Genomic DNA, 25,844 nt, shown 5'->3' with positions numbered 1-25,844 from the left:
GGCCCTTAGATCTCGAGCGACTTCGGTTGCTGCGCTTCGTGCGGATGGTTACCGTCGGCGTAAACCTTCAGCTTCTTGATCATCGCGTAGCCCAGCGGACCCTTCGGCAGCATGCCCTTCACGGCCTTCTCGAGCGCACGGCCCGGGAAGCGCTCTTGCATTTTGCCAAACGTGGTTTCGTAGATACCGCCCGGGTAACCCGTGTGACGGTAGTACTTCTTGTCGGTTTGCTTTGCGCCCGTGACTTTCAGCTTGGCAGCATTGACGATGATGATGTAATCACCCGTGTCAACGTGCGGCGTGAATTCCGGTTTGTGTTTGCCGCGCAGACGGCGTGCCACTTCGCTGGCGACACGGCCGAGGACTTTGTCCGTCGCGTCAATCACAAACCATTCGCGCGTCACCTCTGCCGGCTTAGCGGAAAACGTCTTCATGATCGATCCAAATAAAATACATTTGCCCCATTAACATCAACTTCCTGCTTGTCTGCCGGCCGCGTCCTCGCGATTTGCGTCGCATGGCGCAGTCCTGTGCTTGCAGGCTCTCCCTGATGTATCTTCCGTGGGCATTTCCGGAAAAGCCGTTGATTATACAGAAAAAACCACCGACCAGTAAACCGCGTTTCCGATCGCACAAAAAAAACCCGAACCTCATGGGTCCGGGTTAAATCCACCAAAGGAGGAGGGTGGAGGAGACACTGGCAGAATTGCTGTGAAGCACAACAACCAATGACTGAAGTCTAGCAAACGCAATGCTGCGACGCAAGAAAATTTATAGTGCGAAATCAATAACCATAATGTGAAATTTCATGAAAATGATAGACGTCGAACAATTTTCTTTGAAATCAAACAGTTACATCAACAAATCCTCATGTACCGGCACGCTCAATAGCGTCGAAAATCTAGATTTAGGGTTTATCCGCCTGAAAACCCGATCAAAAAAGCGTCAATATTGCGGCGCAGCAACCCAAGGGATTACGGCCAACGTCCTGGGGTTTCGCTCGGCGTCATACGCACCTTTGCGTAAGCCGTTACAATTTTCGCTTGAACGGGATATCGGGGTTTCGGAATATGGAATGCAAGGTGAGTTGGATGGGCCAGGATGGCATGGCCTTCGTAGCGCAGACGGGAAGCGGCCACATTGTCGCAATGGACGGCGCACCGGAAGGTGGCGGCCATAATCAGGCACCGCGCCCGATGGAAATGCTGCTGGTGGGCACGGGTGGCTGCACCGCGTATGACGTGGTGCTGATTCTCAAGAAGAGCCGCGCCGAAGTGAAGGATTGCAGCGTCACGCTCAAGGCGGAGCGCGCCAGCGAAGACCCGAAGGTCTTCACCAAGATTCACTTCCACTTTACCGTCACTGGCCGCAATCTGAACCCCGCCACGGTGGAGCGCGCCGTGACGCTCTCTCACGACAAGTACTGTTCGGCGTCGATCATGCTCGCGAAGACGGCGCAGATCACGCATAGCGTCGAGATCGTCGAAGGCTGAGCTTCCGCGCGCGCCACACTCACTCGCCGCCACGGCGACAGCGCCAGAAGCACAAAAGGCTCCCATCGGGAGCCTTTTGTGTCTTGTTTGGATGCAGAGCCAGCCGATAAGCCGGATTCTGTGAACGCAGCTCGCGCCGCGCCTGACAATCATTCCTCTAGGCGACGCATCGCTGCGCCGCTCAAGCTTCCTACCCGCAGGCTCCCGGGGGCCCCGTTGCCGGCATCCGCACAAGGCGCATGCCGTTCACCTGCCTATTTGGAATTGCTCCGGGTGGAGGTTACCGTGCCGTGTGCGTTGCCGCACGCCGCGGTGCGCTCTTACCGCACCGTTTCACCCTTACCTGATCCACCTGGCTTGCGCCAGGGGCCATCGGCGGTCTGTTCTCTGTTGCCCTGTTCCGCGTCTCACGACGGATGGCCGTTAGCCATCACCCTGCCCTGTGGAGTCCGGACTTTCCTCCCCCTCCCAAACGGGAGGCGGCGATTGTCTGGCCGACTCTGCGGGCCGAAGTGTATCACGCGCGCCGCAGTACCGTCGCCGCCCAACGTCCTCCATCGCGGCCCCCGCCAGTCCGGCGCCGGCCGGGCCGGAAGACCGAGCTGTCCAGATAATAGGCCGGATCGTCGTTGGCCGGCCACCAGCCGGGGATGCCCAGGACCGGCAAGGGAGCGAAGGCGCGTGTCGTGAGCGGCCCACTGGCGAGCGTCGGTGCGATCCGGGCGTCGAGCCAGGCGCGGCGTGCAAGGGGCGTCCAGCCAAAGTAGGCGTGTGGCGCGTCCATGATCCAGGCGTGAGACGTCACCGATGGGTACGGGGCAACGAGTTTCTCCAGCAACGCATGCCCGAACGGCTGCACTTCGCAGGCGCGGCCCCAATCGGCGCGTCGCGCAACGCAGAGCGTGTGCCAGTCGAACGCCCGAAGTGCCTCGCCAAGGGTGGGATCGCTACACACGAAGAGAACGGCGTTCTCGTCGAAGAGGGTGGCGGCATCACGCGCAGCGCCGCGCGTGGCTTGCACACCGTCAGCGGCAATGGCGTCTGCCTGACGGGCGTTGAGCGCCGCCTTGCCGCGCGGATAGGTCAGCCAGATCAACGCGTTGAAGAAGTCGTGCAGGTTCGCGCGCGTCGGCACGCCGCCGGTGGCCGCGATGTATGCCTCGTAGGCCGTGTCAGCGGGAAGGTCCGCCGGCGCGACGAATCGCAGCGCCCTTCCCCGCCCACTCACCTGTCCGGCCGCCGCCGCTTGCGCCGAGAGCGCTTCGCGCCAGTCGGCACCCGCCAACGCGCCCCGCCCCCGCTCGGCTACCGCATCGAACCAAGGGGCGAGCCAGTTGATCGCCGGCAGGCCTGTGCGCGTGGACGCCAAAGGCGACGACGCGCCGTCCGGACTCACCCCTTGAGCTTCCAGCCGATGACTTCACCGCCGCGCAGCGGTACCACGGTCGCATCCCCCATCGGCAGCGCTGCCGGCAGTTCCCAGTCTTCGCGCACCAGGGTGATCTTGTCGGTATTGCGCGGCAGTTCGTAGAAATCCGGGCCGTGGAAGCTGGCGAAGCCTTCGAACTTGTCGAGCGCGCCCGCCTTGTCGAACGCTTCGGCGTATAGCTCCACCGCGTGCAACGCCGTATAGCAACCGGCGCAGCCACAGGCGGCTTCCTTTGCTTCACGCGCGTGCGGGGCACTGTCGGTGCCGAGGAAGAAGCGCGGGCTGCCCGACGTGGCCGCCTTCACGAGCGCCTCGCGATGCGTTTCACGCTTGAGCACAGGCAGGCAGTAGTAATGCGGCCGGATCCCGCCCGTAAAGATCGCGTTGCGGTTGTACAGCAGGTGATGCGCGGTAATCGTGGCGGCAATGGGGCCGTCGGCCTGCGCGACATACGCTGCGGCGTCCTGGGTCGTGATGTGTTCGAACACGACCTTAAGGCCCGGAAAATCACGGCGCAGCGGCGACATCACACGGTCGATGAACACCTTTTCACGATCGAAGATGTCGATGTCGGCACTCGTCACTTCCCCGTGCACGAGCAGCGGCATGCCCACATCCTGCATCGCTTCGAGCGCACCGCGGCACTTGGCCAGATCGGTCACGCCGGCGTCCGAGTTCGTCGTGGCGCCAGCAGGATAGAGCTTCACCGCGTGCACGAAGCCCGACGCCTTCGCGCGACGGATCTCGTCGGCGGCCGTGTTGTCGGTCAGGTACAGGGTCATGAGCGGCTCGAACGCGTTGCCGGCCGGGCGCGCCGCGAGAATACGCTCGCGATACGCCCCGGCGAGTTCGGTCGTGGTGACCGGCGGCTTGAGGTTCGGCATGATGATCGCGCGCCCGAACTGGCGGGCGCTGTCGGGCAGCACGCTCCTGAGCACATCGCCATCGCGCACGTGCAGGTGCCAGTCATCGGGACGGGTGAGAGTCAGTTGGTTGGTCATGAACGTTTTCCGGGATCTGGGGAGGCGGCCAGCCCATGAGACCGTGGCGGCGCGGTGACGCGTCGGCGCGACGGACTCATGGGGCGGGAATGTACGTACACAGGGGCCGGTGCTATGCTTGTGCAACCCCATATTGTACTGGTTGTGGCGCCCCGACACGACGTGCGCACCCCATCTTCGATTTGCCCGCCCCATGTGCCAACTGCTTGCAATGAATTGTGCGGAACCGACCGACATCACGTTCTCATTTACCGGTTTCGCGGCGCGTGGGGGCGGCACGGATCACCATGCGGACGGCTGGGGCATCGCCTTTTTCGAGGACAAAGCCTGCCGGCTGTTCATCGATCACCAGGCCGCGGCGAATTCGCCCATCGCCGAGCTGGTGAAGAAATACCCGATCAAGTCCAAGAACGTGATCGCGCATATCCGCAAAGCGACACAAGGCATCGTTGAGCTGGAGAACTGCCACCCGTTCCAGCGCGAACTGTGGGGACGCCACTGGATCTTCGCGCACAACGGCGATCTGCTCGACTACGACCCGTTTCTCTCGGGCGTCTACCAGCCGGTGGGGACGACCGACAGCGAGCGCGCCTTCTGCGACATCATGCAGGGCCTGCGCAAGCGCTTCCCCGGCTCGCAGCCGCCGCTCGACGAGCTGTTCCACGCCGTCGAGGACATTACGCGCACGATCACGCGCCACGGCGTGTTCAACTTCGTCCTCTCGAACGGCCAGGCGCTGATCGCGCACTGCTCGACGCGGTTGCACTTTATCGCCCGCCAATGGCCTTTCACGAAGGCGCATCTGATCGATGCCGACTGGGAAATCGATTTCTCCAAGTTCACGACGCCGGCCGATCGTGTCGCGGTGATCGCCACGGCGCCACTCACGGACAACGAAGTCTGGACAACCTTCGCGCCAGGCGAGTTGATTCTGTTCGAGAAAGGCGCGCCGTCGCTGCGCACCGTGGTGCCGATTCCCGAAGCCGTTCGCCTGCGCAACGCGCAGAACACCGCCTGCCAGTGAGGCCACGGCGGCGCAGACGCCCATAAAAAAGCGTGCCCGAAGGCACGCTTTTTTCATTCCGGCACCTACGACGATCAGTGCAGGATCTTGGCCAGGAAGTCCTTGGCGCGATCCGACTTCGGATTCGCGAAGAACTCGTCCTTCTTGTCGTCTTCGACGATGATGCCCTGGTCCATGAAGATCACACGGTTCGCGACCTTCTTGGCGAAGCCCATTTCGTGCGTGACCACCATCATGGTCATGCCTTCCTGCGCCAGTTCGACCATCACGTCGAGCACTTCGTTGATCATTTCCGGGTCGAGGGCCGAGGTCGGCTCGTCGAACAGCATGGCGATCGGGTCCATGCACAGGGCACGGGCGATGGCCACACGCTGCTGCTGGCCGCCCGAGAGCTGGCCCGGGAACTTGTGGGCGTGAGCCGTGAGGCCCACACGCTCGAGCAACTTCAGGCCCTTTTCACGCGCGGCCTCCTTGTTGCGGCCGAGCACCTTGACCTGCGCGAGCGTCAGGTTTTCGATGATCGAGAGGTGCGGGAACAGTTCGAAGTGCTGAAACACCATGCCCACGCGCGAGCGCAACTTGGCCAGGTTCGTCTTCGGGTCGGCAACCGACGTACCATCGACGATGATCTCGCCTTGCTGGATCGGCTCCAGGCCATTGACGGTCTTGATGAGCGTGGACTTGCCCGAACCCGACGGGCCGCACACCACCACGACTTCACCCTTCTTGACTTCAGTGGAGCAGTCCGTGAGCACCTGGAACTGGCCGTACCACTTGGAGACGTTTTTAAGGGTAATCATTTCGCCAACCTCTTCTGAAGACGTTTAACCGACATCGAAACCGTGAAGCAGATCACAAAGTAGACTGCTCCGGCAAACACAATCATGGCAGGCAACGTGCCGTCACGCTGGCCCACCTGGTACGCCATGCCGAAGAAGTCGGCCAAGGCGATCGCGTACACGAGCGAGGTGTCCTGGAACAGGATGATGCCCTGCGTGAGCAGCAGCGGCACCATGTTGCGGAACGCCTGCGGCAGCACGACCAATGCCATCGCCTGCCAGTACGACATGCCCAGCGCGTAGGCGGCGGACATCTGGCCGCGCGACACACTCTGGATACCCGCACGAATGATTTCCGAATAATACGCCGCTTCGAACAGCGAGAAGGCGACGAGGGCGGAGACCATCCGGATGTCCCACGTCGGCGGCACATCGAGCACCGAGCGCAGCACCTGCGGCACGATCAGGAAGAACCACAGCAGCACCATCAGCAGCGGGATCGAACGGAACAGGTTCACGTACAGGTCCGCGAACCACTTCAGTACCGTCACGCCCGACAGACGCATCATGGCGAGCAGCGTGCCCCAGATGATGCCCACGATCACGGCGAGCACCGTGATCTGCAGCGTCGTGATCATGCCCTTGATGAGCAGCGGCATCGCGTCGATGGCACCGCCCCATGCGAAGATCTCACCCATTATTTGCCCCCGATGTAGCCCGGCAGGCGGGTCTTGGCTTCGATGAAACGCATGAGCACCAGCACCGCGACGTTGATGACCATGTACGCGAGCGTCACCGCGATGAACGACTCGTAGCTATGCGCCGTGTAGTCGATGAGTTGCTTGCCCTGCCCCGTCAATTCAAGCAGGTTCACCGTCGAGATCACGGCAGAGTTCTTGAAGATGTTGACGAACTCCGAGGTGACCGGCGGGATCACCACCCGGAAGGCCACCGGCAGCAGCACGTAGCGATACGTCTGCGGCAGCGTGAGCCCCACGGCCAGACCGGCGCTCTTCTGCCCCTTTGGCAGCGAATTGATACCGGAGCGCACCTGCTCGCACACACGGGCGGCGGTAAAGAGCCCGAGGCCAACCACGCCGGTGAGCAGCGAGACATTCGCCGGATTGAGCGCGAAAAGCCACGTGCGGACCGATTCCGGCAGGAAGTCGGGCGCCACGTAGTACCAGAAGAACAACTGCACAAGCAACGGGATGTTCCGGAACAACTCGACGTAGGCCGTCGCGAAGCCGGATATCCATTTGTTAGGGACGGTGCGCATCACGCCGAGCACGGAGCCCACGACAAGCGCAATGATCCAGCCACCGAGGCCGACTTCAAGCGTGAGCTTGAAGCCCGAGAGCAGCCACCCGAAGTAGGTAGTCCCCTCGCCCGTTGCCACCGGCTGGAAGAAAAAACTGAAATCGAGACCGAGAGCCATGATCTCCCCTCTTCTACTTATCTTGCTTAAAAAGAAGCGGAAGGATTGACTCCTTCCGCTTCGGCATTACGCGCTAACGGTGCTCAGCGATTCATGAAGCTCGCAAGGCTTACTTGGCGCCTTGAACGTCAGCATTGTCGTTCGGCGACTTCCACAGGGCGGCCATTTCAGCCGACGGCGGGAATTCCATGTTCACGCCGCCCAGTGCCGGAATCGGGTGCTGGAACCACTTGGCGTAGTCCTTCTGCGCCTGGCCCGACTTCTGGTAATCGGCAACGGCCTTGTCCACCAGCTTCTTGAAGGCCGGATCGTCCTTGCGCATCATGCAGCCGTAGGCTTCGTACGATTGCGGCTTGCCGACAATGCTGTAGTCCTTGGCGTCCTTGAACTTGGCGCGCTCGCCGGCGAGCAGGGCGTCATCCATCATGAACGCCACGGCACGGCCCGAATGCAGCGTGATAGCCGCTTCCCCGTGATCCTTGGCGCTGATGATGTTCATGCCCATGTTGTCTTTCTGGTTCATCTCGCGCAGCAGACGCTCGGAGGTCGTACCCGCCGTGGTCACGACGTTCTTGCCCTTGAGGTTGGCAAAGTCCTTGATGCCCGAGCTGTTCTTGGCAAGCAAACGCGTGCCGATGATGAAGAACGTGTTCGAGAACGCCGCCTGCTTCTGACGCTCGGCGTTGTTCGTGGTCGAACCGCACTCCATGTCGATCGTGCCGTTCTGAACCAGCGGAATGCGGTTCTGCGACGTGATCGGCGTCTGCGTGACCTTCAGGTTCGGCAGTTTCAGTTCTTTCTTGACTTCGGCGACGACGGCCATCGCCACATCATTGGCATACCCAACGACGTTGTGGTTGTTGTCATAGAACGAGAACGGGATCGACGACTCCCGGTTACCCAGCGAAATGACGCCGGTGTCCTTGATCTTCTTGAGCGTACCGCTTTCCTGAGCCTGGGCAGCACCTGCCATCAAGCCCACACAGCACATCGCCAATGCAATTTTCGAGAGGGTCATTCCTTAGTCTCCTTGGCACAAAACAGATACATTTTAGCACTGCATTCGCCCATTTTTTTATTATCGAATGTTCGGAACGTACGTCATTCTTAACGCAAATCGCCCCGAACATTCTGTTTTACGCATTATTGCGTATTACTACTTAGCCGGACAGCACCGCCTGATCAGGGGTACAGACCGCGCATCTCACGGGCTTGCAGAATCCGGGTACACGCGACGATGAATGCGGCGGTACGCAGCGAAACCTTATGTTCCTGCGCCACATGCCACACGCTGTCGAACGCTTCGCGCATGATGCGCTCCAGGCGGTGGTTGATCTCTTCCTCGGTCCAGAAGAAGCTCGAGAAGTCCTGCACCCACTCAAAGTACGAGACCGTCACGCCGCCGGCATTGGCCACCACGTCCGGCACGACAAGAATGTTCTTGCTGCGCAGGATGTCGTCCGCGGCCGTCGTCGTCGGACCGTTGGCGCCTTCGACCACGATCTTCGCGCGAATCTTGTCGGCGTTCTTCTCGGTGATCTGGTTCTCCAGCGCTGCCGGAATCATGAATTCGCAGTCCAGCGACCAGAACTCGTCGTCCTTGATGGTCTCCGCCGCCGGGAACCCGCCCACGCCGCCGGTTTCGGCCACGTGCTTGAGCAGGTTCGGCACATCCAGGCCGTCGGACTTGTAGATCGTGCCGGTGTGATCTTGCACGCCGATGACATGCGCGCCGGCTTCGTGGAACAGACGGGCGGCAATGCCCCCCACGTTACCGAAGCCCTGCACGACCACGCGCGCGCCGCGCACATCGACGCCCAGGCGGCGGGCGGCTTCGCAGCTCACCACGAACACGCCGCGGCCGGTGGCTTCGCGGCGGCCCAGCGAGCCGCCCAGCGAGATCGGCTTGCCGGTCACCACACCGGTGGCCGTGGACCCCTCGTTCATCGAGTAGGTGTCCATCATCCACGCCATGATCTGCTCATTGGTGTTGACGTCCGGTGCCGGAATATCCTTCGTCGGCCCGATGATGATGTTGATTTCGCTGGTGTAACGACGCGTCAGACGCTCGAGTTCACCGCGCGAGAGCTTGCGCGGGTCGACACGGATGCCACCCTTGGCACCGCCGTAGGGCACGTTCACCGCCGCGTTCTTGACCGACATCCAGGCCGACAGGGCCATGACTTCGGACAGCGTCACGTCCTGGTGGAAACGCACGCCGCCCTTGCCCGGGCCGCGCGACGTATTGTGCTGGACACGATAGCCCTCGAAATGGGCGATGGTGCCGTTGTCGAGTTCGATCGGGCAATCAACGATCAGGATGCGCTTCGGACGCTTGAGGGTTTCGACCCAGCGCGAGAGCGGGCCGAGGTAAGGCGTGACGCGATCGACCTGTTGAAGGTAGTTGCCCCACGGACCGAGATCATCGGCCTGAAGGTACGAAGGCAAGATATGTGACGTTTGCGACATTATGGAATTCTCCGGCTTCAATCTGCGCCGCACGCACATACCGTGCTTGCGACACGAATGGCTGGCACTTTACCGAGAACCGCCGGGAACAATCCAATGCCGAATAAACATGTAACTATGCATATCGTGCATAGTTTTGATATTCCTGCGAATCCGCCATGACGGCACGCCACGCGGGATATATCCCCCTGCACGTTGCGTCAGCCTTTGCGTTGATCGCGCACGGCCTGCCAGAACGCCTCGACCGCGTCGCGCTTGGTCAGCTCACGCCGATTGCTGGCGTCGGCATAGGCCAGACGGTCGCGATACAAACGAATTTCCATGTCCACATGCCACGGCACCGCAGCCTTGCCCGGGGGGGCGAGATCGACCAGTTCACCGCGCGCGACCGAATCGACCACGGCGCTTTCCGGCAGAAACGCCACGCCGTGCCCGGCGAGCACCATCGCCTTGAGCGCTTCGGCCATGTCCGTCTCGTACACCTTGTCCAGGTGCGGCGGACTCGACGCACCGCCGGTGATCAGATCAGCCATCCGCCCGAGATAGGCATTCGCCGTATAGGCCAGGTACGGTACCGGCGCGTCGGGCGTGCCGGGCAGCTTGAAGCGGGCGCGCTTTTGCGGCGTCGGGGCACTGTAGGGGCTGAAACGCTCGCTGCCAAGCACGATCATCTCGTAACGTGCCGCATCGAGTTGGAGGGGCTGACTCGGGTGGTAGTAGCACATCAGCAGGTCGCAGCCGCCGTCGGTCAACGACATGGCCGCGTCGTGCACGTTGAGCGCACGCAGACGGCTGCGCAACAGGCCCAGACGCTTTTCCAGCGCCTTGAGCCAACGCGGGAAGAACGTCATCGACAGCGTATGCGGCACCGCGAAATCCAGCACCGAGTGGTCGGCAGAGCGCTGTTCGCGCAGCAAGGCGCGCGCTTCCTGCGCCTGCGAGAGCAGTGCTAGCGCCTGCTCGTAGAACACGGCGCCGGCCGGGGTGAGGCGCGTGGGATAGCTCGATCGGTCGATCAGTTCACTGCCCAGCCAGGCTTCAAGCGACTGGATGCGGCGCGAGAATGCCGGCTGCGTCACATGTCGCAACTCGGCCGACCGGCTGAAACTGTTCGTTTTGGCGAGCGACACGAAGTCCTCGAGCCATTTGATTTCCATGAGGCACTCCCGCGTCGGCGATGTCAGCGCGCTAGTCTACTCAATCGCCCGTCTGGAGGACAGGCCCGCGCCTGCCCACCGCCGAATGACCGAGTTGCGCCGACGCTCACGACACGACCGTGGCGAAGTGCGACGCCTCGGCATCCCCCTCGCCCCCCCGACGCTGCTGTTGCAGCGCCCACATCTGCGCGTAGAGTCCTTCGGCACGCAGCAGGTCGTCGTGCGTGCCGCGCTCCACGATACGGCCCTTGTCGAGCACAATGATCTGCGCGGCGTGCACGATCGTCGAGAGGCGGTGCGCGATGATGAGCGTCGTGCGCTCGCGCGCGATGTTGCGCAACTCCGACTGAATCGCCTGCTCGGAGCGCGAGTCCAACGCCGAGGTCGCCTCGTCGAAAATCAGGATGTGCGGATTCTTCAGGATGGTGCGCGCAATCGCCACGCGCTGCTTCTCTCCGCCGGAGAGCTTGAGTCCGCGCTCGCCGACCATCGACTCGTACCCGGCAGGCAAGCTCTCGATGAAGTCGTGGATGTGCGCCGCTCGCGCCGCGGCGATGACCTGCTCGCGCGACGCCGATGGATTACCGTACGCGATGTTGTAGTAGATCGTGTCGTTGAACAGCACGGTATCCTGCGGCACGATGCCGATGGCCGCGCGCAGCGAGTCCTGAGTGACGTCGCGAATGTCCTGCCCGTCGATGGTAATGCGTCCCGACGCCGCGCCGCGGAAACCGACATCGTAGAAGCGGAACAGCAATCGCGAGAGTGTCGATTTGCCCGAGCCGCTGTGTCCGACGACGGCCGTGGTCGTGCCGGCCGCGACCGTGAAATCGACGTCGTGCAGAATCTGGCGCGACGCCTCATAGCCGAAATTCACATGATCGAAACGCACGGTGCCACCGTGACAGACGAGCGGCTTCGCACCCGGCGGATCGGCCACTTCGCGATTGACGTCGAGCAGCGTGAACATGCGATCCATGTCGGTCATCGCCTGCTTGAGTTCGCGGTAGATCACGCCGAGGAAATTCAGCGGAATGTAGAGTTGCAGCATGAACGTGTTGACGAGCACCAGGTCGCCGAGCGTCATGCGTCCACTCATCACCCCTTGGGTGGCATGCCAGAGAATCAGGATCAGGCCGGTCGCGATGATCGCCTGCTGCCCGAAATTCAATACCGAGAGCGAGTTTTGCGACCGAATCGCCGCGGCGCGATAACGCTTGAGGTTCTCGTCGTAACGTTCCGTCTCGAACGCCTCGTTGCCGAAATACTTCACCGTCTCATAGTTGATGAGCGAATCGATGGCGCGCGCGTTCGCTTTCGAGTCGAGTTCGTTCATCGTGCGACGGAAGTGCGTGCGCCACTCCGTGACCTTCACCGTGAACACGATATAGAACGAGAGCGCGACGAGCGTGACGATGGCGTAAAACGCGTCGTAGCGCACCACGAAGAAGCCGAGCACGAGCGCCACTTCAATGAGCGTGGGCAGAATGCTGTAGAGCGAATACGAGATCATCGACTGGATGCCCCGCGTGCCGCGCTCGATGTCGCGACTCATGCCGCCGGTCTGACGCTCCAGGTGAAAGCGCAGCGACAGCGCGTGCAGATGGCGAAACACCTTGAGCGCGATCTGCCGAACGGCGCTTTCCGTCACCTTCGAGAACAGGAGTTCACGCAACTCGGTAAAAAGCGACGTGGACAGGCGTACCAGCCCGTAAGCCACGACCAGCAGGCCGAGTCCGCCCACGACGATCAGGCTCGCATCGCCCGACGCGCGCGCCGTGGCCGAGAGTGTCGCCACAGGGCCGAGCCCGTCGACGATGTGCTTCATGATGATGGGCACACCGAGGTTGGCGACCTTGGCCATGACCAGGCACGACAGGGCCAGCGTGACGCGTCCGCGGAATTCGAGCAGATACGGCAGCAGCGATTTGATGACTTGCCAGTCACCGCGCGGGAGCCGAGCGGCGTCGGAGGCCGTCGGCGCAGGCTCGGCCGAAGAATAACGTCTCATGATGGGGAGGGGCGGCGTCCGGCTCGTGCGAGGGCTTTCCGCTAAAATCGTCGATGGCGTATTTTCGCAGAACCCGGCGTCTCATGCTGAGCCGACGCCGGGCGGCACTCCCGCGAAAACACTTGGAACGACCGGCGACGGCCTGCCGCGCCCCGTCTGCCCCGCCGTTTCCGGCTTTTCGTCTTTCAGCTCACGCAAGGACCCTCATGAGTATCTCGACCCCTGCCCTCACGGCTCTGCCCGAAGAAAAAGAACTGGCGCTGCGCGTGCTGCCAATGCCCGCCGATGCCAATGCCCACGGCGACGTGTTCGGTGGCTGGATCATGTCGCAGGTCGACATTGCCGGCTCGATCCCCGCCGCGCAGCGCGCCAACGGCCGCGTGGCGACCATCGCCGTCAACTCGTTCCTGTTCAAGGAGCCGGTGTTCGTCGGCGACTTGCTGAGTTTCTACGCCACGATCGTGAAGACCGGCAACACGTCGATCACCGTCTACGTCGAGGCGTACGCGCAACGCATGCGCCTGTCGCACGAAATCGTCAAAGTCACCGAGGCGATGGTCACGTATGTGGCAACCGACGAAGATCGCCGTCCGCGCACGCTGCCCAAGCTCGGCACGGCAAGTTGAGCGCGCTTTGACGGAAAAACGCCGCCACCTCGCAAAACGAGGTGTGCGGCGTTCGTGCATCGGCCGGTCCGCCGGGTCTGCCCCGGCGAGGCTTGACGTTACGAGAACCGACTGAAATCCGGCTTGCGCTTCTCGAAGAACGCCGTGAAGGCCTCACGCGCCTCGGGTGACACGAGCCGTTTGCCGAACTCCAGCGCCTCGTCGCGAATGCGAGCCTGCACGTCGTGTGCACTATCGCCTTTCATCAGTTGCTTGGTCACGCGCAGCGACCCCGCGGGCATGGCCGCCAGTTGCGCGGCACGCTTCGCGGCGTAGTCCGCCAGTTCGTCCGCCGGCACGACACGATTGACGAAACCCATCGCCACCGCCTCGTTCACGTCGAACGGCTCACCGAAGAGCAGCTTCTCGGCGGCACGCTGGTAGCCCGCCACGCGCGGCAATAGCCAGCTCGACGCCGCTTCCGGGCACAACGCCAGTTGCGCGAACGGCAGTGAAAAGCGGGCCGTTTGCGTTGCGTATACCACGTCGCAATGCAGCAACAGCGTCGTGCCGACGCCCACCGCATTGCCTGCCACCGCGGCGACAATGGGCTTGGTCGCCTGGCTGATCGCACGCAAGAACTGAAACACCGGGGCATCGTCGTCCTTCGGCGGGTGCTTCAGGAAGTCTTCAAGATCGTTGCCCGCCGAAAAGGCGTCCGGCTGCCCCTGGATCAGGATCACGCGCAACGACGGATCGGCCTCCGCCTCGGCGATGCCCTGCGCGATTGCCTGATACATCGCGGCGGTAATCGCGTTCTTCTTGTGCGCGCGGTTGAAGGTCAGCCCCTGCACCGCGCCCTGGCGCTGCACCAATACGTCGTCCATCGCTTGTGTCTCCTCGGGTTTGCCGGGCATCTAGGGACGCCGGATCACTGCCCGCCGTCAATGACGACGCCGGGGGCGGCCGCATCGTCGCAACATCGCACCCCGGCGCCCTGTGCTGTCGTCTGCCGCCTGTCGACCGGATATCCGCCGACGGCGGACAGGCGGCAGATCGTCGCCAGACAACGCGCTCGCTTACATTCGCTCGAGAATCCCCGCCGCCCCCATGCCGGTCCCCACGCACATGGTCACCATGCCGTACTTCAGGTTGTGACGGCGCAGCGCGTGCACCACGGTCGCGGCGCGAACTGCACCGGTCGCGCCCAGAGGATGGCCCAGGGCAATGGCGCCGCCCATCGGGTTGACCTTGCGGGTATCGAGGTCCAGATCCTTGATGACGGCGAGTGCCTGCGCGGCGAATGCCTCGTTCAGCTCAATCCAGTCCATGTCCTGCTGCGTCAGGCCCGCCGCGCGCAGTGCTGCCGGAATCGCTTCCTTCGGACCGATGCCCATGATCTCGGGCGGCACGCCGCGCACGGCGAACGACACAAAACGGGCAAGCGGCGTGAGGTTGAACTGCTTGAGAATCTTCTCGCTCACGACGAGCAGCGCCCCGGCGCCATCGGACGTCTGCGAACTGTTACCGGCCGTGACCGACCCCTTGTTCGCGAACACCGGACGCAGCTTGCCCAGCCCTTCGATCGAGGTATCCGGACGCGGACCTTCGTCGAGCGAGAGCGTGCGCGTCTTGATCGATACTTCGCCGGTGGCCAGGTTCGGGAATCGCTCCACGATTTCGATCGGCGTGATCTCGTTCGCGAACTCACCGGCCTGTTGCGCCTTGATTGCCTTCTGGTGCGAGGCCAGCGCGAACGCATCTTGCGCGTCGCGCGTCACGCCCCACTGCTGCGCCACCTTCTCGGCGGTCAGCCCCATGCCGTAGGCAATGCCCACGTTCTCGTCGCGCTCGAAGATCGACGGCGAGAGCGACGGCGTGTTGCCCATCATCGGCACCATGCTCATGCTCTCGATGCCACCGGCGATCATCGCGTCGGCTTCGCCCACACGAATGCGGTCAGCAGCCATCGCGAGGGCCGTCAGGCCCGAGGCGCAGAAGCGGTTGACGGTCACGCCGCCCACCGTGTTGGGCAGGCCCGAGAGCAGCGCGCCGATACGCGCCACGTTCAGGCCCTGCTGGGCTTCGGGAATGGCGCAGCCGATGATGGCGTCTTCGATCACCTTCGGGTCGAGATCCGGCACCTGCGCGAGCGCGCTCCTGAGGATGGTCGCGAGCAGATCGTCCGGACGCGTGTTCTTGTAGCTGCCCTTGGGTGCCTTGCCGATCGGCGCGCGCGTGGCGGCAACGATGTAGGCGTCTTGCAGTTGTTTGCTCATGTCAGTCTCCGATCGGCTTAGTTGCGCACCGGCTTGCCGGTTTGCAGCATGCCCATGATGCGTTCCTGGGTCTTCGACGTGCCCAGCAGGTCGATGAAGGCGCGACGCTCGAGCGCCAGCAGCCACTCTTCGTTCACGAGGCTGCCCGCTTCGACGTCGCCGCCGCACACGGCTTCGGCAATGCGTGAGGCGATCAGGAAGTCGTGGGCCGAGATGAAGTTGCCGTCGCGCATGTTCACGAGCGACGCCTTGATCGTCGAAATACCCGAGCGGCCTGCCACCGGAATACCGGCTGGCTTGAGCGGCGCACGATAGCCTGCCACCGCCAGCGCGCGCGCTTCGTTGCGGGCGACCGACAGCAGTTCATGCACGTTGTAGACGAGGGTGTCCGTCGGCTTCAGGTAGCCCATGTCACGGGCGTCGAGCGCCGAGGCCGAGACCTTCGCCATGGCCGCGTTGGTGAACGACTTCGTGACGAACTGGAGATACTGCACGCTCCCCGCCGCAGTCGCGGCGTCCGCCGCGCGGATCGCGGCTTCCTTCAGACCGCCACCGGCCGGCACGAGGCCCACGCCGACTTCCACGAGACCGATGTAGCTCTCGAGCGCCGCGACGCGCTTGGCGCTATGCAGCAGCAGCTCGCATCCGCCGCCCAGCGCAATGCCGGAAACGGCCGAGACGACTGGCACTTGCGCGTACTTCACACGCATCATGCCGTCCTGGAATTTCTTGATGAAAGGCTCGATCCCCTTGGCGCCGCCCATCATGAACGCCGGCATGGCGGCCGCCAGATCGGCACCGGCCGAGAACGGCCCGCCCGGCGCGCCCAGTTGCAGCGACGTCGGCTGCCACACGACCACGGCGCGATACTGCTGCTCGGCCAGATCGATGGCGCGCGTCAGGCCGTCGATGACGTCCGGCCCGATGGTATTCATCTTCGACTTGAACGAGACGATGAGCACGTCGTCCTGGCCCGGGGTCTCGTCGACCCACACGCGCACCGCGTCGTTCTCTTCGATCGTCTTGCCGGACTGGCGCGGGTCCGCGCTGGCGTCGCCCACGAGCGCGGCCGGGAACACCTGACGCTGATACACCGGCAGCGTGCTACGCGGCACGAAGGCGTCCCTGGCCGGGGCATAGGAGCCCGCCGCCGTGTGCACACCGCCCGCCTCGGCGACCTTGCCGCTCGTCACCCACTTGGGCAGCGGTGCGCTCGACAGCGCCTTGCCCGCGTCAATGTCTTCCTGCACCCATTGCGCGATGTCCTTCCAGCCTGCGGCCTGCCAGTCCTCGAACGGCCCCGTGCTCCAGCCGAAGCCCCAGCGAATCGCGAAGTCCACTTCGCGCGCGTTGTCGGCGATCTGCTCGAGGTACACGCCGATGTAGTGGAACACGTCGCGGAATACCGCCCACAGGAACTGCGCCTGCGGGTGGGTCGATTCGCGCAGCAGACGCAGACGCTCGGCCGGGGCCTTCTTCAGAATGCGCACGACCATTTCGTCGGCCTTCTTGCCCGACTCGACGTACTCGCCCGATTGCGGATCGAGCACCTTGATGACCTTGCCTTCCTTCTTGTAGAAGCCCGCGCCCGTCTTCTGGCCCAGTGCGCCCTTCTCGACGAGTGCCTTCAGCACCGGCGGCGTGGCGTAGGTCGTCGCGAACGGGTCGCCCTTGAGGTTATCCTGCATCGTCTTGATGACGTGCGCCATCGTGTCCAGGCCGACCACGTCAGCCGTGCGGAACGTGGCCGACTTGGCACGGCCCAGCTTGCTGCCGGTCAGGTCGTCGACCACGTCGAACGGAATGCCATACTTCTGCGCTTCGGCGAACACCGCCAGGATCGAGAACACGCCCACCCGGTTGGCGATGAAGTTCGGTGTGTCCTTCGCGCGCACCACGCCCTTGCCGAGCGTGGAGGTGAGGAACGTTTCGAGCTGGTCGAGGATAGCCGGCCCGGTGGTCGCGGTCGGAATCAGCTCGACCAGATGCATGTAGCGCGGCGGGTTGAAGAAGTGCACGCCGCAGAAGCGCGACTTCAGGTCGGCGTCGAAGCCTTCCGAGAGTTCAGTGATCGACAGGCCCGACGTGTTGGATGCGAAGATCGCATGCGGGGCCAAGTGCGGCGCGACCTTCTTGTACAGGTCGTGCTTCCAGTCCATGCGCTCGGCGATCGCCTCGATCACCACGTCGCAGCCGGCGAGCTTCTCAAGGTCGTCCTCGTAGTTCGCCGCTTCGATGTATTGCGCGTCGGCCTTGTCGGCGAACGGCGCGGGGCTCAGCTTCTTCAGGCCGTCGACGGCGCGCATGACGATGCCGTTCTTCGGGCCTTCCTTGGCCGGCAGATCGAACAGCACGACGGGCACTTTCGCATTGACGAGGTGCGCGGCGATCTGCGCACCCATCACGCCGGCGCCGAGCACAGCGACCTTGCGTACGACCAGGGGTTTGTTGGTTTGGCTCACAGTGATCTCCTCCGCTCTCAGAACAGGTCGACGTCGACTTCCATTTGCGTCTTCGCGCCAGCGCGAGCTACGCGGATGTGATACGCGGTCTCCGGCAACAGCTTGGCGAAGTAGAACCGCGCGGTGGCGAGCTTCGAGGCATAGAACTTGTCGCCGCTACCTTGCTTGTCGAGCGCGATTCGTGCCATGCGCGCCCAGAAGTACGCGAACACGAGATGACCGACCACGCGTTGATACGGGACGGCAGCCGCACCGACTTCGTCGGGGTTGGCCATCGCCTTCATGCCGATTTCCATCGTCAGCTTCTGGACCTTGTCGCCGATGTCCGCGAGCGGATTGACGAACTCCTGCATCTCTTCCTTGACGCCTTCGGCTTCCACGAAGTCCTGCACGATCCTGCCGAACTTCTTGAGCTTCGCGCCCATGTCGCCAAGCACCTTGCGGCCAAGCAGGTCGAGCGCCTGAATCGAGTTGGTGCCTTCGTAGATCATGTTGATGCGCGCGTCGCGCACGTACTGCTCCATGCCCCACTCGGCGATATAGCCGTGGCCGCCGTAGATCTGCATCGCGTGGTTCGTGCACTCGAAGGCGTTGTCGGTCAGGAACGCCTTGATGATCGGCGTGAGCAGCGCGACCAGATCCGCCGCTTCGCGGCGCTCGGCTTCGTCGCCATGCGACAGCTCCTTGTCGATGTGCAGCGCGGTCCAGTACGAGAACGCGCGACCGCCTTCCACATAGGCCTTTTGCGTGAGCAGCATGCGGCGCACGTCCGGATGCACGATGATCGGGTCGGCCGGCTTGTCCGGTGCCTTCGGTCCGGTGAGCGAGCGCATCTGGATGCGCTCCTTCGCGTACACCAGCGAGTTCTGATAGGCGACTTCCGTCAGGCCCATCCCCTGCATGCCCACGCCCTGGCGCGCGGCGTTCATCATCACGAACATGGCGTTCAGGCCCTTGTTCGGTTCGCCGACGAGCCAGCCGCGCGCGCCGTCGAGGTTCATCACGCAGGTGGCGTTGCCGTGAATGCCCATCTTGTGCTCGATGGAGCCGCACTTGATCCCGTTGCGCTCGCCCGGGGCACCGTTCGCGTCGGGGATGAACTTCGGCACGACGAACAACGAGATGCCCTTCGTTCCCGGCGGGGCGTCAGGCAGACGGGCCAGCACGAGGTGGACGATGTTGGCGGCCATGTCGTGCTCGCCCGCGGAGATGAAAATCTTCGTGCCGGAGATGGCGTACGAGCCGTCGCCATTCGGCTCGGCCTTCGTGCGCAGCATGCCCAGGTCGGTGCCGCAATGCGGCTCGGTCAGGCACATCGTGCCGGTCCATTCGCCCGACACGATCTTCGGCAGGTAGGTGGCCTGCTGCTCGGGCGTGCCGTGGGCGTGCAGGCACTCGTAGGCACCGTGCGACAGGCCGGGATACATTGTCCAGGCCTGGTTGGCGGAGTTGAGCATTTCGTACAGGGCGTTGTTGACGACCTGCGGCAACCCTTGCCCCCCGAACGCGGGGTCGCATGCCAGCGAGGGCCAGCCGGCTTCGACGTATTGCCGGTAAGCCTGCTTGAAGCCGGTCGGCGTCGTGACGACGCCATCGCCTTCGTACTTGCAGCCTTCGCGATCCCCCACCTGGTTCAGCGGGAAGACGACTTCGCTACAGAACTTGCCGGCCTCTTCGAGCACCTGGTTGATGGTATCGGCATCGATGTCCGCGTGTTTCGGCAATGCCTTCAATTCGTTCTCCACGCCCAGCAGCTCGTGCAGAACGAATTGCATGTCGCGCAGCGGCGCGTTGTACTGTCCCATGACCTACTCCTCCGAACAAATCGAATTGAATCGCGGACGGCTCGCGCCTCACCCGCGCTGATAAGACGAAATCAGTTTTTCCAGTGCTACCCGGGTCATCTCGACCGCCCCCGGCTCACGAAGGAACCTCGCGTCGTGATGCAATCCGAGTGTCAGGCTGTACATTTCAAAGAGCATCAGACGCGGATCGGTGTCTGCACGCAGATGCCCCTCCTCCTTCGCTTGCGTGATCGCGCGCAGCAGGGCCGATCGCCACAACCGCACGCTCTTCACCAAGGCTTCGCGCACCGGACTGGCCGCGCGATCGTCGTACTCGACGGCGCCGCTGATATAGATGCAGCCCGTCGTCACCTCGCGAATGCGCTTGTCCATCCAGCGATCCACCAGCGCCCTGAGTCGCGGTAAGCCGCGCGGCGCTTCCATGCCGGGGGCGAACACCTCTTCCTCGAAACGCCGGTGGTATTCGCGCAGCACTTCAATCTGCAAATCCTCGCGCGAACCGAAGTGCGCGAAGACGCCGCTCTTGCTCATCCGCATACGGTCGGCCAGCAAGCCGATCGTCAGCCCCTCGAGTCCATCGCGCCCCGCAAGTTCCAGCGCAGCATTCAGGATTGCGGCGCGTGTCTGTTCACCCTTTCGCATGTGTATGGCATCGCTTTGGTTATCCGTTCTCCGATGCTAACCAAAAAATCGAACGGCCGTCCTATTATTGAGGGACACCCAGGGGCGAACAAGGAATTTATTAGATCGGAATACCTAATCGGTATCCGTGGGAGGGGGCGTTTTTGCGGCGGCGGAACACGGCCCCACGCGCAGCGAGAGACGGAGGAATTGACCGCCGTTCGGCCGAAAATCAGTCGTAGTTGCCGCGCGTGAGCAGTCGCATCACAAAGCGGTAGAGGCGGTACGCCGCCCATTGCCGCAAGCGCCGCCAGCGCGAGCGTTCGCCGTACCGGGCAGGGTCGATGAGACGTGCCTCGGAGAAGGCCTGGCGGATATGGTCGCGCAGTTCGATGACCAACGGGTCATCGAGCACGACCACGTTGGCCTCGTGATTCAGGAACAGGGACAGGGCGTCCAGGTTGGAGGAGCCAACCGTCGCCCACACGTCGTCGACGACGGCCACCTTGCCATGCAGTTGACGCACGTCGTACTCGCCGATGCGCACACCGGCATCGAGCAACTTGGCGTAAAGCCATGGCACGGCGGTATCGAGCAGGCGGAATTCGTTGCGTCCGATCAGCAGATGCACCGCCACGCCACGCTTGGCCGCCTGCGTCAGCGCGCGCCGCAACCGTCGGCCGGGCACGAAGTAGGGATTCGCGAGCCAGACCTCGTGGCGCGCGCGGCCCAGCGCCGTCAAATACGCCTTTTCCACCGCGCGGCGATTGTGCAGGTTGTCGCGCGCCACAAAGGCCGCCTGACCGGCGTAAGGAGCGTGCAGGCGCCCACGTTGCCCGCGGCGCCGATAACGAAACGGCGTGCCCAAATACCCCGGCGCCAGGCGCAGCCACTGAATGTGAAACGCGATCGAGATCGCGGCGACGATCGGACCGCGGCATTGCACCGCAAAGTCCCAGCGCGGACCGTCCATGCGCGTGCCGTCACCGGCGTTGTCGTCATCGATGATATTGATACCGCCGACGAACGCCACCGCATGATCGATGATGGCCAGCTTGCGGTGCGTGCGTGAAAAACCGAACTTGCCGAACAGACGCGGATTGTAGATGCGATGTACCACCCCGCTCTCGACCCAGTCCACGAGAAACGGCAGGCGGCGGCTCGTGCCGACGCCGTCCAGGATGACGCGCACGGCAACGCCGCGTTGCGCGGCGCGTTCCAGCGCGGCGGCGACCTGCCGCCCGGCGTCGTCGGGCTCGAAGATATAGGTCTCGAGCACCACTTCGCGGGTGGCGCTGTCGATCGCGGCGACGAGGGCGGTGAAATAACGCTGACCGAGATAGAGCAGCGTCAGATCGTTATCGCGGGTGAAGGGCAGGTATTTGCTCATCGGCGCGCGGTGCCGCGGCTAGCGCACGCGCAACGGCAACTGCCGGATGGCATCGCCGTTCGACGGAGAGAAACAGCGCGCAGCGGCCGCTTCCCACGGCAACCAGGCGTAGGCGACATGCTCGCGTGGCGAAAGCGTCACGGCGGTGTTTTCCGGCACGCACAAGCCGAACCAGTGTTCCGTATTGCGCGTGACGCCCGGCGCGTAGCGATGCGCCCAGCGAGGATAGATGTTGTATTGAATTTCGTGCTGCCAATCAGTCAGGGCAGCGGCAGGTACCGGGGTGCCGTTCGCCACTCGAATGCCGGTCTCCTCGAAGACTTCGCGCACGGCCGTCTCGACCAGCGGCTCGTCGAGCCGGTCCTTGCTGCCGGTGACCGACTGCCAGAAGTGCTCGGCATCGGCACGCTCGATGAGCAGGACATCGAGCGCTGGCGTATGGATCACGACGAGCACGGATTCGGGAATCTTGAATGGCTTCATGCAAGCAGAATTCGATGACGGCACCGACGACCGGCACCGATGAGGCATTGTATAGGGCAAACGCCGGGTGTTGCGGCGCGCGCGATACGAACTGCCATTCGTCGCCGGCGAATCGCGCCCAAAAAGCGAAAACCCCCTCGCCTGACGGCAGAGGGGGTTGGCATCTTGCGAACGGGGCCGGTGATCGGCCCCGTCAGCCACGTCAGACCTTCGGCGCTTCCGGCTGGCGCAGACGGATATGCAGGTCGCGCAGTTGACGCTCGTCGACCGACGACGGCGCCTGCGTGAGCAGATCCTGCGCACGTTGCGTCTTCGGGAACGCGATCACGTCACGGATCGAATCGGCACCGGCCATCATCGTGATGACACGGTCGAGACCGAACGCAATGCCGCCGTGCGGCGGCGCGCCGTACTGGAGCGCGTCGAGCAGGAAGCCAAACTTCGCACGGGCTTCTTCCTCGCCGAGATTGAGCGCACGGAACACCTTGCTCTGCACGTCTTCCTGGAAGATACGGACCGAACCGCCGCCGATTTCCCAGCCGTTGAGCACCATGTCGTAGGCCTTGGCCAGACACTTGCCCGGATCGGTCTCGAGGTAGTCGATATGCTCGTCCTTCGGGCTCGTGAACGGGTGATGGCACGCGACCCAGCGGGCGTCTTCCTCGTCGTACTCGAACATCGGGAAGTCGACGACCCACAGCGGACGCCAGCCGGCCTCGAACAGGCCGTGGCCCTTGCCGAATTCCGAGTGGCCGATCTTCAGTCGCAGCGCGCCGATGCCGTCGTTGACGACCTTGGCCTTGTCCGCACCGAAGAAGATGATGTCGCCGTCTTGCGCGCCGGTACGCTCGAGGATCGAGGCAATGGCGGCGTCGTGCAGGTTCTTCACGATCGGGCTTTGCAGGCCATCACGCCCCTTGGCCACTTCGTTGACCTTGATCCACGCCAGGCCCTTCGCGCCGTAGATCTTCACGAAATCGGTATAGGCGTCGATTTCGCTACGCGAGATCTCCGCGCCGCCCGGCACGCGCAGCGCGACCACACGGCCGCCTTCGGTCGTGGCCGGCACCGAGAACACCTTGAAGTCCACGTCCGCCATCACGTCGGTCAGCTCGGTGAATTCAAGCTTCACGCGCAGATCAGGCTTGTCGGAGCCGAAGCGACGCATCGCTTCCGCGAACTCCATGACCGGCACCTTGGCGTCGAGCTCGACGTCGATGGCTTCCTTGAACACATGACGAATCATGTTCTCGAACAGATCGCGGATTTCCTGCTCCGTGAGGAACGAGGTTTCGCAGTCGATCTGCGTGAATTCCGGCTGACGGTCGGCGCGCAGGTCTTCGTCGCGGAAGCACTTGGTGATCTGGTAATAGCGGTCGAAGCCGGCCACCATCAGCAACTGCTTGAAGAGCTGCGGCGACTGCGGCAGCGCGAAGAACATGCCGGCGTTCACACGCGACGGCACCAGGTAGTCGCGCGCGCCTTCCGGGGTGCTCTTCGTGAGCATCGGGGTTTCGATGTCGATGAAGCCTTGCGCGTCCAGGTACTTGCGAACTTCCATCGCCACCTTGTAGCGCAGGCGCAGGTTGTATTGCATCTGCGGACGACGCAGATCCAGCACGCGATGCGTGAGGCGTGTGGTTTCCGACAGATTTTCGTCGTCGAGCGGGAACGGGGGCGTCACCGACGGGTTGAGCACTTCCAGATCGTGGCACAGCACTTCGATCTTGCCGCTCGTCAGGTTGGCGTTCTCGGTGCCCGCCGGACGGCTGCGCACCAGGCCCGTGATCTGCACGCAGAACTCATTGCGCAGGCCTTCGGCGGCCTTGAACATTTCCGCGCGGTCCGGATCGCACACGACCTGCACCAGACCCTCGCGATCGCGCAGGTCGATGAAGATGACCCCGCCGTGATCACGGCGGCGATTGACCCAGCCACACAGCTTGACCGTTTGGCCCAGTTGTTGCTCGGTCACCAGACCGCAGTAGGAGGTACGCATGGACATTTTGCTGTTCCGATTTTCAAAAAAATGGCGCCGGCGATTCCCGGTGGCTCAGAGGAGCGGGCCGGGACGTTGCTGGCGCGGGTTGTGGGCGGGCGCCACCACGCCCATCGATACGATGTACTTGAGGGCGGCGTCGACCGTCATGTCGAGTTCGATCACGTCGCTCGTCCGCATCATCAGGAAGAAGCCTGACGTCGGGTTCGGCGTCGTGGGGACATAGACGCTGACGTACTCGCCCTGCAAGTGATTGACCACGTCGCCCCCTGGCGCGCCGGTCAGGAAGGCGATGGTCCAGGCGTCCGCGTGCGGATACCGCACGAGCAACGCCTTGCGAAACGCGTTGCCGTTGCTGGAAAGCAAGGTGTCGGACACCTGCTTGACGCTGCCATACAGCGGTCCGACGATGGGAATGCGCGTCAGGATGGCTTCCCACCAGCCGACCAGCTTCTGGCCGATGAAATTATGCGCCAGAAGACCGACGACGAACACGAACGCAAGCGTCACCACCACGCCGAAGCCGGGCACGCGCATGCCGATGAGGTGCGACGGCTGCCAGTCGTCGGGCAGCAGCAGCAAGGTCTGGTCCATCGTGCCGATGATCAGGCCGAGCACCCAGAGCGTGATGGCGAGAGGCACCAGCACCAGCAGGCCGGTGAGGAAAATCGTCTTCAACGCGGGTTTTTTGACGCGCATGGCAGGGCTCGCGAATGTGGGCAACTACGGGGTGTCAGCGGGCATATCAGCATTTCAGCGCGCGGTCCCAGCACGCGCCGGGCCGCCGGGCCTGCACGCGCACCGCACGCTCTATCTCAGTGTCAGTGGCAGGCGCAACCGCCGCCACAGCTTGCCGCCGGCGCGCTCGACGACTCGCCGCCGGACGACGAGGCCGCCGAGGACGACGACGCGTTGTCTCCCGACGCCGCCGCCGGCGCGCTTGATGCCGCCGCCGCAGCCGGTGCGCTCGTGCCGCCCGAACCGCCACGGAAATCGGTCACATACCACCCCGAACCCTTGAGCTGGAACCCGGCCGCGGTGACCTGCTTGCGAAACGTGTCCTTGCCGCATTCCGGGCACTGGGAGAGCGGATCATCGCTCATTTTTTGAAGCACATCCTTGGCGAAACCGCATGTTTCGCAACGATAGGCATAGATAGGCATGGTACTTTCTGACGGAAAAAGGCGCGCAAAGCCTTGAATTATAACCGCTTCACAAGGCTTTCGGGATTTGTCCAGCGATATATGGGGCCGCAACGTCCGAAGATCAAGGCGGCCCGTGACTGCATTCCACGTAGCGGAAGGCTTTCCGGCGGGAGCACCGACCGCCAACAGATGGAAAAGGGCCCCCGTGCCACCCTTTTACGGCCCAATGCGTCATCGCCAACGCTCTGCCAGCA

Annotated in this window: 23 protein-coding genes and 1 other RNA gene; 3 read left to right on the top strand and 21 right to left on the bottom strand. The window is 63.2% G+C overall.

Features of this window, described 5'->3' with window-relative positions:
* Window positions 1-5: 5 nt before the first annotated feature.
* The gene (rplM, locus tag PTE31013_RS04170) at window positions 6-434 is read right to left on the bottom strand and encodes a 50S ribosomal protein L13 (RefSeq protein WP_010805091.1); all 429 of its coding nucleotides are present in this window, start codon (window positions 432-434) and stop codon (window positions 6-8) included.
* Between the two features lie 636 nt (window positions 435-1,070).
* Here rplM and PTE31013_RS04165 point away from each other — a divergent pair.
* Window positions 1,071-1,493: an OsmC family protein gene (locus PTE31013_RS04165; protein WP_150611515.1), complete on the top strand. Its 423-nt coding sequence runs from the start codon at window positions 1,071-1,073 to the stop codon at window positions 1,491-1,493.
* Window positions 1,494-1,584: 91 nt separating this feature from the next.
* Here PTE31013_RS04165 and rnpB read toward each other — a convergent pair.
* From rnpB to pyrC, 3 genes are all read right to left on the bottom strand, one after another.
* Window positions 1,585-1,995, bottom strand: an RNA gene (gene rnpB, locus PTE31013_RS04160) — RNase P RNA component class A.
* A 15-nt stretch (window positions 1,996-2,010) separates the two neighbouring features.
* A complete protein-coding gene (locus PTE31013_RS04155) occupies window positions 2,011-2,889 on the bottom strand; it encodes a DUF3025 domain-containing protein (RefSeq protein ID WP_246173879.1) in 879 nt (292 codons plus the stop codon).
* Entirely contained in the window at window positions 2,886-3,923 is a 1,038-nt protein-coding gene (gene pyrC, locus PTE31013_RS04150; RefSeq protein ID WP_150611514.1) for a dihydroorotase, read from the bottom strand. The genes PTE31013_RS04155 and pyrC overlap by 4 nt, the downstream gene beginning before the upstream one ends.
* A gap of 193 nt (window positions 3,924-4,116) precedes the next feature.
* On the opposite strand from pyrC, the gene PTE31013_RS04145 reads away from it, so the two are divergent.
* Window positions 4,117-4,947 (top strand): class II glutamine amidotransferase, encoded by an 831-nt coding sequence (locus PTE31013_RS04145; RefSeq protein ID WP_150611513.1) that lies wholly within the window; start codon window positions 4,117-4,119, stop codon window positions 4,945-4,947.
* Window positions 4,948-5,021: 74 nt separating this feature from the next.
* Here PTE31013_RS04145 and PTE31013_RS04140 read toward each other — a convergent pair whose 3' ends face one another.
* The 7 genes from PTE31013_RS04140 to PTE31013_RS04110 form a co-directional block, all read right to left on the bottom strand.
* A complete protein-coding gene (locus tag PTE31013_RS04140; RefSeq protein WP_150611512.1) occupies window positions 5,022-5,747 on the bottom strand; it encodes an amino acid ABC transporter ATP-binding protein in 726 nt (241 codons plus the stop codon).
* Window positions 5,744-6,424, bottom strand: coding sequence for a glutamate/aspartate ABC transporter permease GltK (gltK, locus tag PTE31013_RS04135; RefSeq protein ID WP_150588234.1), 681 nt, complete (start codon window positions 6,422-6,424; stop codon window positions 5,744-5,746). The genes PTE31013_RS04140 and gltK overlap by 4 nt, the downstream gene beginning before the upstream one ends.
* The gene (locus PTE31013_RS04130; protein WP_150611511.1) at window positions 6,424-7,164 is read right to left on the bottom strand and encodes an amino acid ABC transporter permease; all 741 of its coding nucleotides are present in this window, start codon (window positions 7,162-7,164) and stop codon (window positions 6,424-6,426) included. The genes gltK and PTE31013_RS04130 overlap by 1 nt, the downstream gene beginning before the upstream one ends.
* A gap of 109 nt (window positions 7,165-7,273) precedes the next feature.
* Window positions 7,274-8,182 (bottom strand): glutamate/aspartate ABC transporter substrate-binding protein, encoded by a 909-nt coding sequence (locus PTE31013_RS04125; protein WP_150611510.1) that lies wholly within the window; start codon window positions 8,180-8,182, stop codon window positions 7,274-7,276.
* A gap of 164 nt (window positions 8,183-8,346) precedes the next feature.
* Entirely contained in the window at window positions 8,347-9,633 is a 1,287-nt protein-coding gene (locus tag PTE31013_RS04120; RefSeq protein ID WP_150611509.1) for a Glu/Leu/Phe/Val family dehydrogenase, read from the bottom strand.
* Between the two features lie 200 nt (window positions 9,634-9,833).
* A complete protein-coding gene (locus PTE31013_RS04115) occupies window positions 9,834-10,790 on the bottom strand; it encodes a LysR family transcriptional regulator (protein WP_150611508.1) in 957 nt (318 codons plus the stop codon).
* Window positions 10,791-10,896: 106 nt separating this feature from the next.
* Complete coding sequence (locus PTE31013_RS04110; protein ID WP_150611507.1) at window positions 10,897-12,801, bottom strand: ABCB family ABC transporter ATP-binding protein/permease; 1,905 nt, start codon at window positions 12,799-12,801, stop codon at window positions 10,897-10,899.
* Window positions 12,802-13,007: 206 nt separating this feature from the next.
* Between PTE31013_RS04110 and PTE31013_RS04105 the strand changes: the two genes are divergently transcribed.
* A complete protein-coding gene (locus PTE31013_RS04105) occupies window positions 13,008-13,427 on the top strand; it encodes an acyl-CoA thioesterase (protein WP_150611506.1) in 420 nt (139 codons plus the stop codon).
* 98 nt (window positions 13,428-13,525) lie between these two features.
* Here PTE31013_RS04105 and PTE31013_RS04100 read toward each other — a convergent pair whose 3' ends face one another.
* From PTE31013_RS04100 to PTE31013_RS04055, 10 genes are all read right to left on the bottom strand, one after another.
* Window positions 13,526-14,293, bottom strand: a complete 768-nt coding sequence (locus tag PTE31013_RS04100; RefSeq protein WP_150611505.1) for an enoyl-CoA hydratase — start codon at window positions 14,291-14,293, stop codon at window positions 13,526-13,528.
* A 192-nt stretch (window positions 14,294-14,485) separates the two neighbouring features.
* The gene (locus tag PTE31013_RS04095) at window positions 14,486-15,685 is read right to left on the bottom strand and encodes an acetyl-CoA C-acyltransferase (protein WP_150611504.1); all 1,200 of its coding nucleotides are present in this window, start codon (window positions 15,683-15,685) and stop codon (window positions 14,486-14,488) included.
* A gap of 17 nt (window positions 15,686-15,702) precedes the next feature.
* Entirely contained in the window at window positions 15,703-18,147 is a 2,445-nt protein-coding gene (locus PTE31013_RS04090) for a 3-hydroxyacyl-CoA dehydrogenase/enoyl-CoA hydratase family protein (protein ID WP_150611503.1), read from the bottom strand.
* 17 nt (window positions 18,148-18,164) lie between these two features.
* Window positions 18,165-19,952 (bottom strand): acyl-CoA dehydrogenase C-terminal domain-containing protein, encoded by a 1,788-nt coding sequence (locus tag PTE31013_RS04085; protein ID WP_150611502.1) that lies wholly within the window; start codon window positions 19,950-19,952, stop codon window positions 18,165-18,167.
* Between the two features lie 48 nt (window positions 19,953-20,000).
* Window positions 20,001-20,594, bottom strand: a complete 594-nt coding sequence (locus tag PTE31013_RS04080) for a TetR/AcrR family transcriptional regulator (RefSeq protein WP_150611501.1) — start codon at window positions 20,592-20,594, stop codon at window positions 20,001-20,003.
* Window positions 20,595-20,805: 211 nt separating this feature from the next.
* A complete protein-coding gene (gene clsB / locus PTE31013_RS04075; protein ID WP_150611500.1) occupies window positions 20,806-21,963 on the bottom strand; it encodes a cardiolipin synthase ClsB in 1,158 nt (385 codons plus the stop codon).
* An 18-nt stretch (window positions 21,964-21,981) separates the two neighbouring features.
* Window positions 21,982-22,446, bottom strand: a complete 465-nt coding sequence (nudB, locus tag PTE31013_RS04070; protein ID WP_150611499.1) for a dihydroneopterin triphosphate diphosphatase — start codon at window positions 22,444-22,446, stop codon at window positions 21,982-21,984.
* A 202-nt stretch (window positions 22,447-22,648) separates the two neighbouring features.
* Window positions 22,649-24,451 (bottom strand): aspartate--tRNA ligase, encoded by a 1,803-nt coding sequence (gene aspS / locus PTE31013_RS04065; RefSeq protein ID WP_150611498.1) that lies wholly within the window; start codon window positions 24,449-24,451, stop codon window positions 22,649-22,651.
* A gap of 48 nt (window positions 24,452-24,499) precedes the next feature.
* Window positions 24,500-25,144 (bottom strand): DUF502 domain-containing protein, encoded by a 645-nt coding sequence (locus PTE31013_RS04060; protein ID WP_150611497.1) that lies wholly within the window; start codon window positions 25,142-25,144, stop codon window positions 24,500-24,502.
* Between the two features lie 122 nt (window positions 25,145-25,266).
* Window positions 25,267-25,608 carry an FmdB family zinc ribbon protein gene (locus PTE31013_RS04055; RefSeq protein ID WP_150611496.1) on the bottom strand — a complete coding sequence of 114 codons (342 nt, stop codon included), beginning with the start codon at window positions 25,606-25,608 and terminating at the stop codon, window positions 25,267-25,269.
* Window positions 25,609-25,844: the final 236 nt, after the last annotated feature.

The sequence above is a fragment of the Pandoraea terrigena genome (assembly GCF_902459705.1).
Taxonomy (GTDB): Bacteria; Pseudomonadota; Gammaproteobacteria; order Burkholderiales; family Burkholderiaceae; genus Pandoraea; species Pandoraea terrigena.
Note: the sequence above shows the minus strand (reverse complement) of the source record. Positions and strands in the feature narration are given on the sequence as shown.

What these genes read in the sequence shown, in the direction of transcription:
- PTE31013_RS04145 (WP_150611513.1), top strand. Translation starts at nt 4,117, where the DNA reads ATGTGCCAACTGCTTGCAATGAATTGTGCGGAACCGACCGACATCACG.
- clsB (WP_150611500.1), bottom strand. Translation starts at nt 21,963, where the DNA reads ATGAGCAAATACCTGCCCTTCACCCGCGATAACGATCTGACGCTGCTC.
- PTE31013_RS04115 (WP_150611508.1), bottom strand. Translation starts at nt 10,790, where the DNA reads ATGGAAATCAAATGGCTCGAGGACTTCGTGTCGCTCGCCAAAACGAAC.
- PTE31013_RS04060 (WP_150611497.1), bottom strand. Translation starts at nt 25,144, where the DNA reads ATGCGCGTCAAAAAACCCGCGTTGAAGACGATTTTCCTCACCGGCCTG.
- pyrC (WP_150611514.1), bottom strand. Translation starts at nt 3,923, where the DNA reads ATGACCAACCAACTGACTCTCACCCGTCCCGATGACTGGCACCTGCAC.
- rplM (WP_010805091.1), bottom strand. Translation starts at nt 434, where the DNA reads ATGAAGACGTTTTCCGCTAAGCCGGCAGAGGTGACGCGCGAATGGTTT.
- PTE31013_RS04100 (WP_150611505.1), bottom strand. Translation starts at nt 14,293, where the DNA reads ATGGACGACGTATTGGTGCAGCGCCAGGGCGCGGTGCAGGGGCTGACC.
- PTE31013_RS04055 (WP_150611496.1), bottom strand. Translation starts at nt 25,608, where the DNA reads ATGCCTATCTATGCCTATCGTTGCGAAACATGCGGTTTCGCCAAGGAT.
- PTE31013_RS04085 (WP_150611502.1), bottom strand. Translation starts at nt 19,952, where the DNA reads ATGGGACAGTACAACGCGCCGCTGCGCGACATGCAATTCGTTCTGCAC.
- PTE31013_RS04140 (WP_150611512.1), bottom strand. Translation starts at nt 5,747, where the DNA reads ATGATTACCCTTAAAAACGTCTCCAAGTGGTACGGCCAGTTCCAGGTG.
- PTE31013_RS04125 (WP_150611510.1), bottom strand. Translation starts at nt 8,182, where the DNA reads ATGACCCTCTCGAAAATTGCATTGGCGATGTGCTGTGTGGGCTTGATG.
- PTE31013_RS04110 (WP_150611507.1), bottom strand. Translation starts at nt 12,801, where the DNA reads ATGAGACGTTATTCTTCGGCCGAGCCTGCGCCGACGGCCTCCGACGCC.
- PTE31013_RS04120 (WP_150611509.1), bottom strand. Translation starts at nt 9,633, where the DNA reads ATGTCGCAAACGTCACATATCTTGCCTTCGTACCTTCAGGCCGATGAT.
- PTE31013_RS04080 (WP_150611501.1), bottom strand. Translation starts at nt 20,594, where the DNA reads ATGCGAAAGGGTGAACAGACACGCGCCGCAATCCTGAATGCTGCGCTG.
- PTE31013_RS04095 (WP_150611504.1), bottom strand. Translation starts at nt 15,685, where the DNA reads ATGAGCAAACAACTGCAAGACGCCTACATCGTTGCCGCCACGCGCGCG.
- PTE31013_RS04165 (WP_150611515.1), top strand. Translation starts at nt 1,071, where the DNA reads ATGGAATGCAAGGTGAGTTGGATGGGCCAGGATGGCATGGCCTTCGTA.
- aspS (WP_150611498.1), bottom strand. Translation starts at nt 24,451, where the DNA reads ATGTCCATGCGTACCTCCTACTGCGGTCTGGTGACCGAGCAACAACTG.
- PTE31013_RS04105 (WP_150611506.1), top strand. Translation starts at nt 13,008, where the DNA reads ATGAGTATCTCGACCCCTGCCCTCACGGCTCTGCCCGAAGAAAAAGAA.
- PTE31013_RS04130 (WP_150611511.1), bottom strand. Translation starts at nt 7,164, where the DNA reads ATGGCTCTCGGTCTCGATTTCAGTTTTTTCTTCCAGCCGGTGGCAACG.
- nudB (WP_150611499.1), bottom strand. Translation starts at nt 22,446, where the DNA reads ATGAAGCCATTCAAGATTCCCGAATCCGTGCTCGTCGTGATCCATACG.
- gltK (WP_150588234.1), bottom strand. Translation starts at nt 6,424, where the DNA reads ATGGGTGAGATCTTCGCATGGGGCGGTGCCATCGACGCGATGCCGCTG.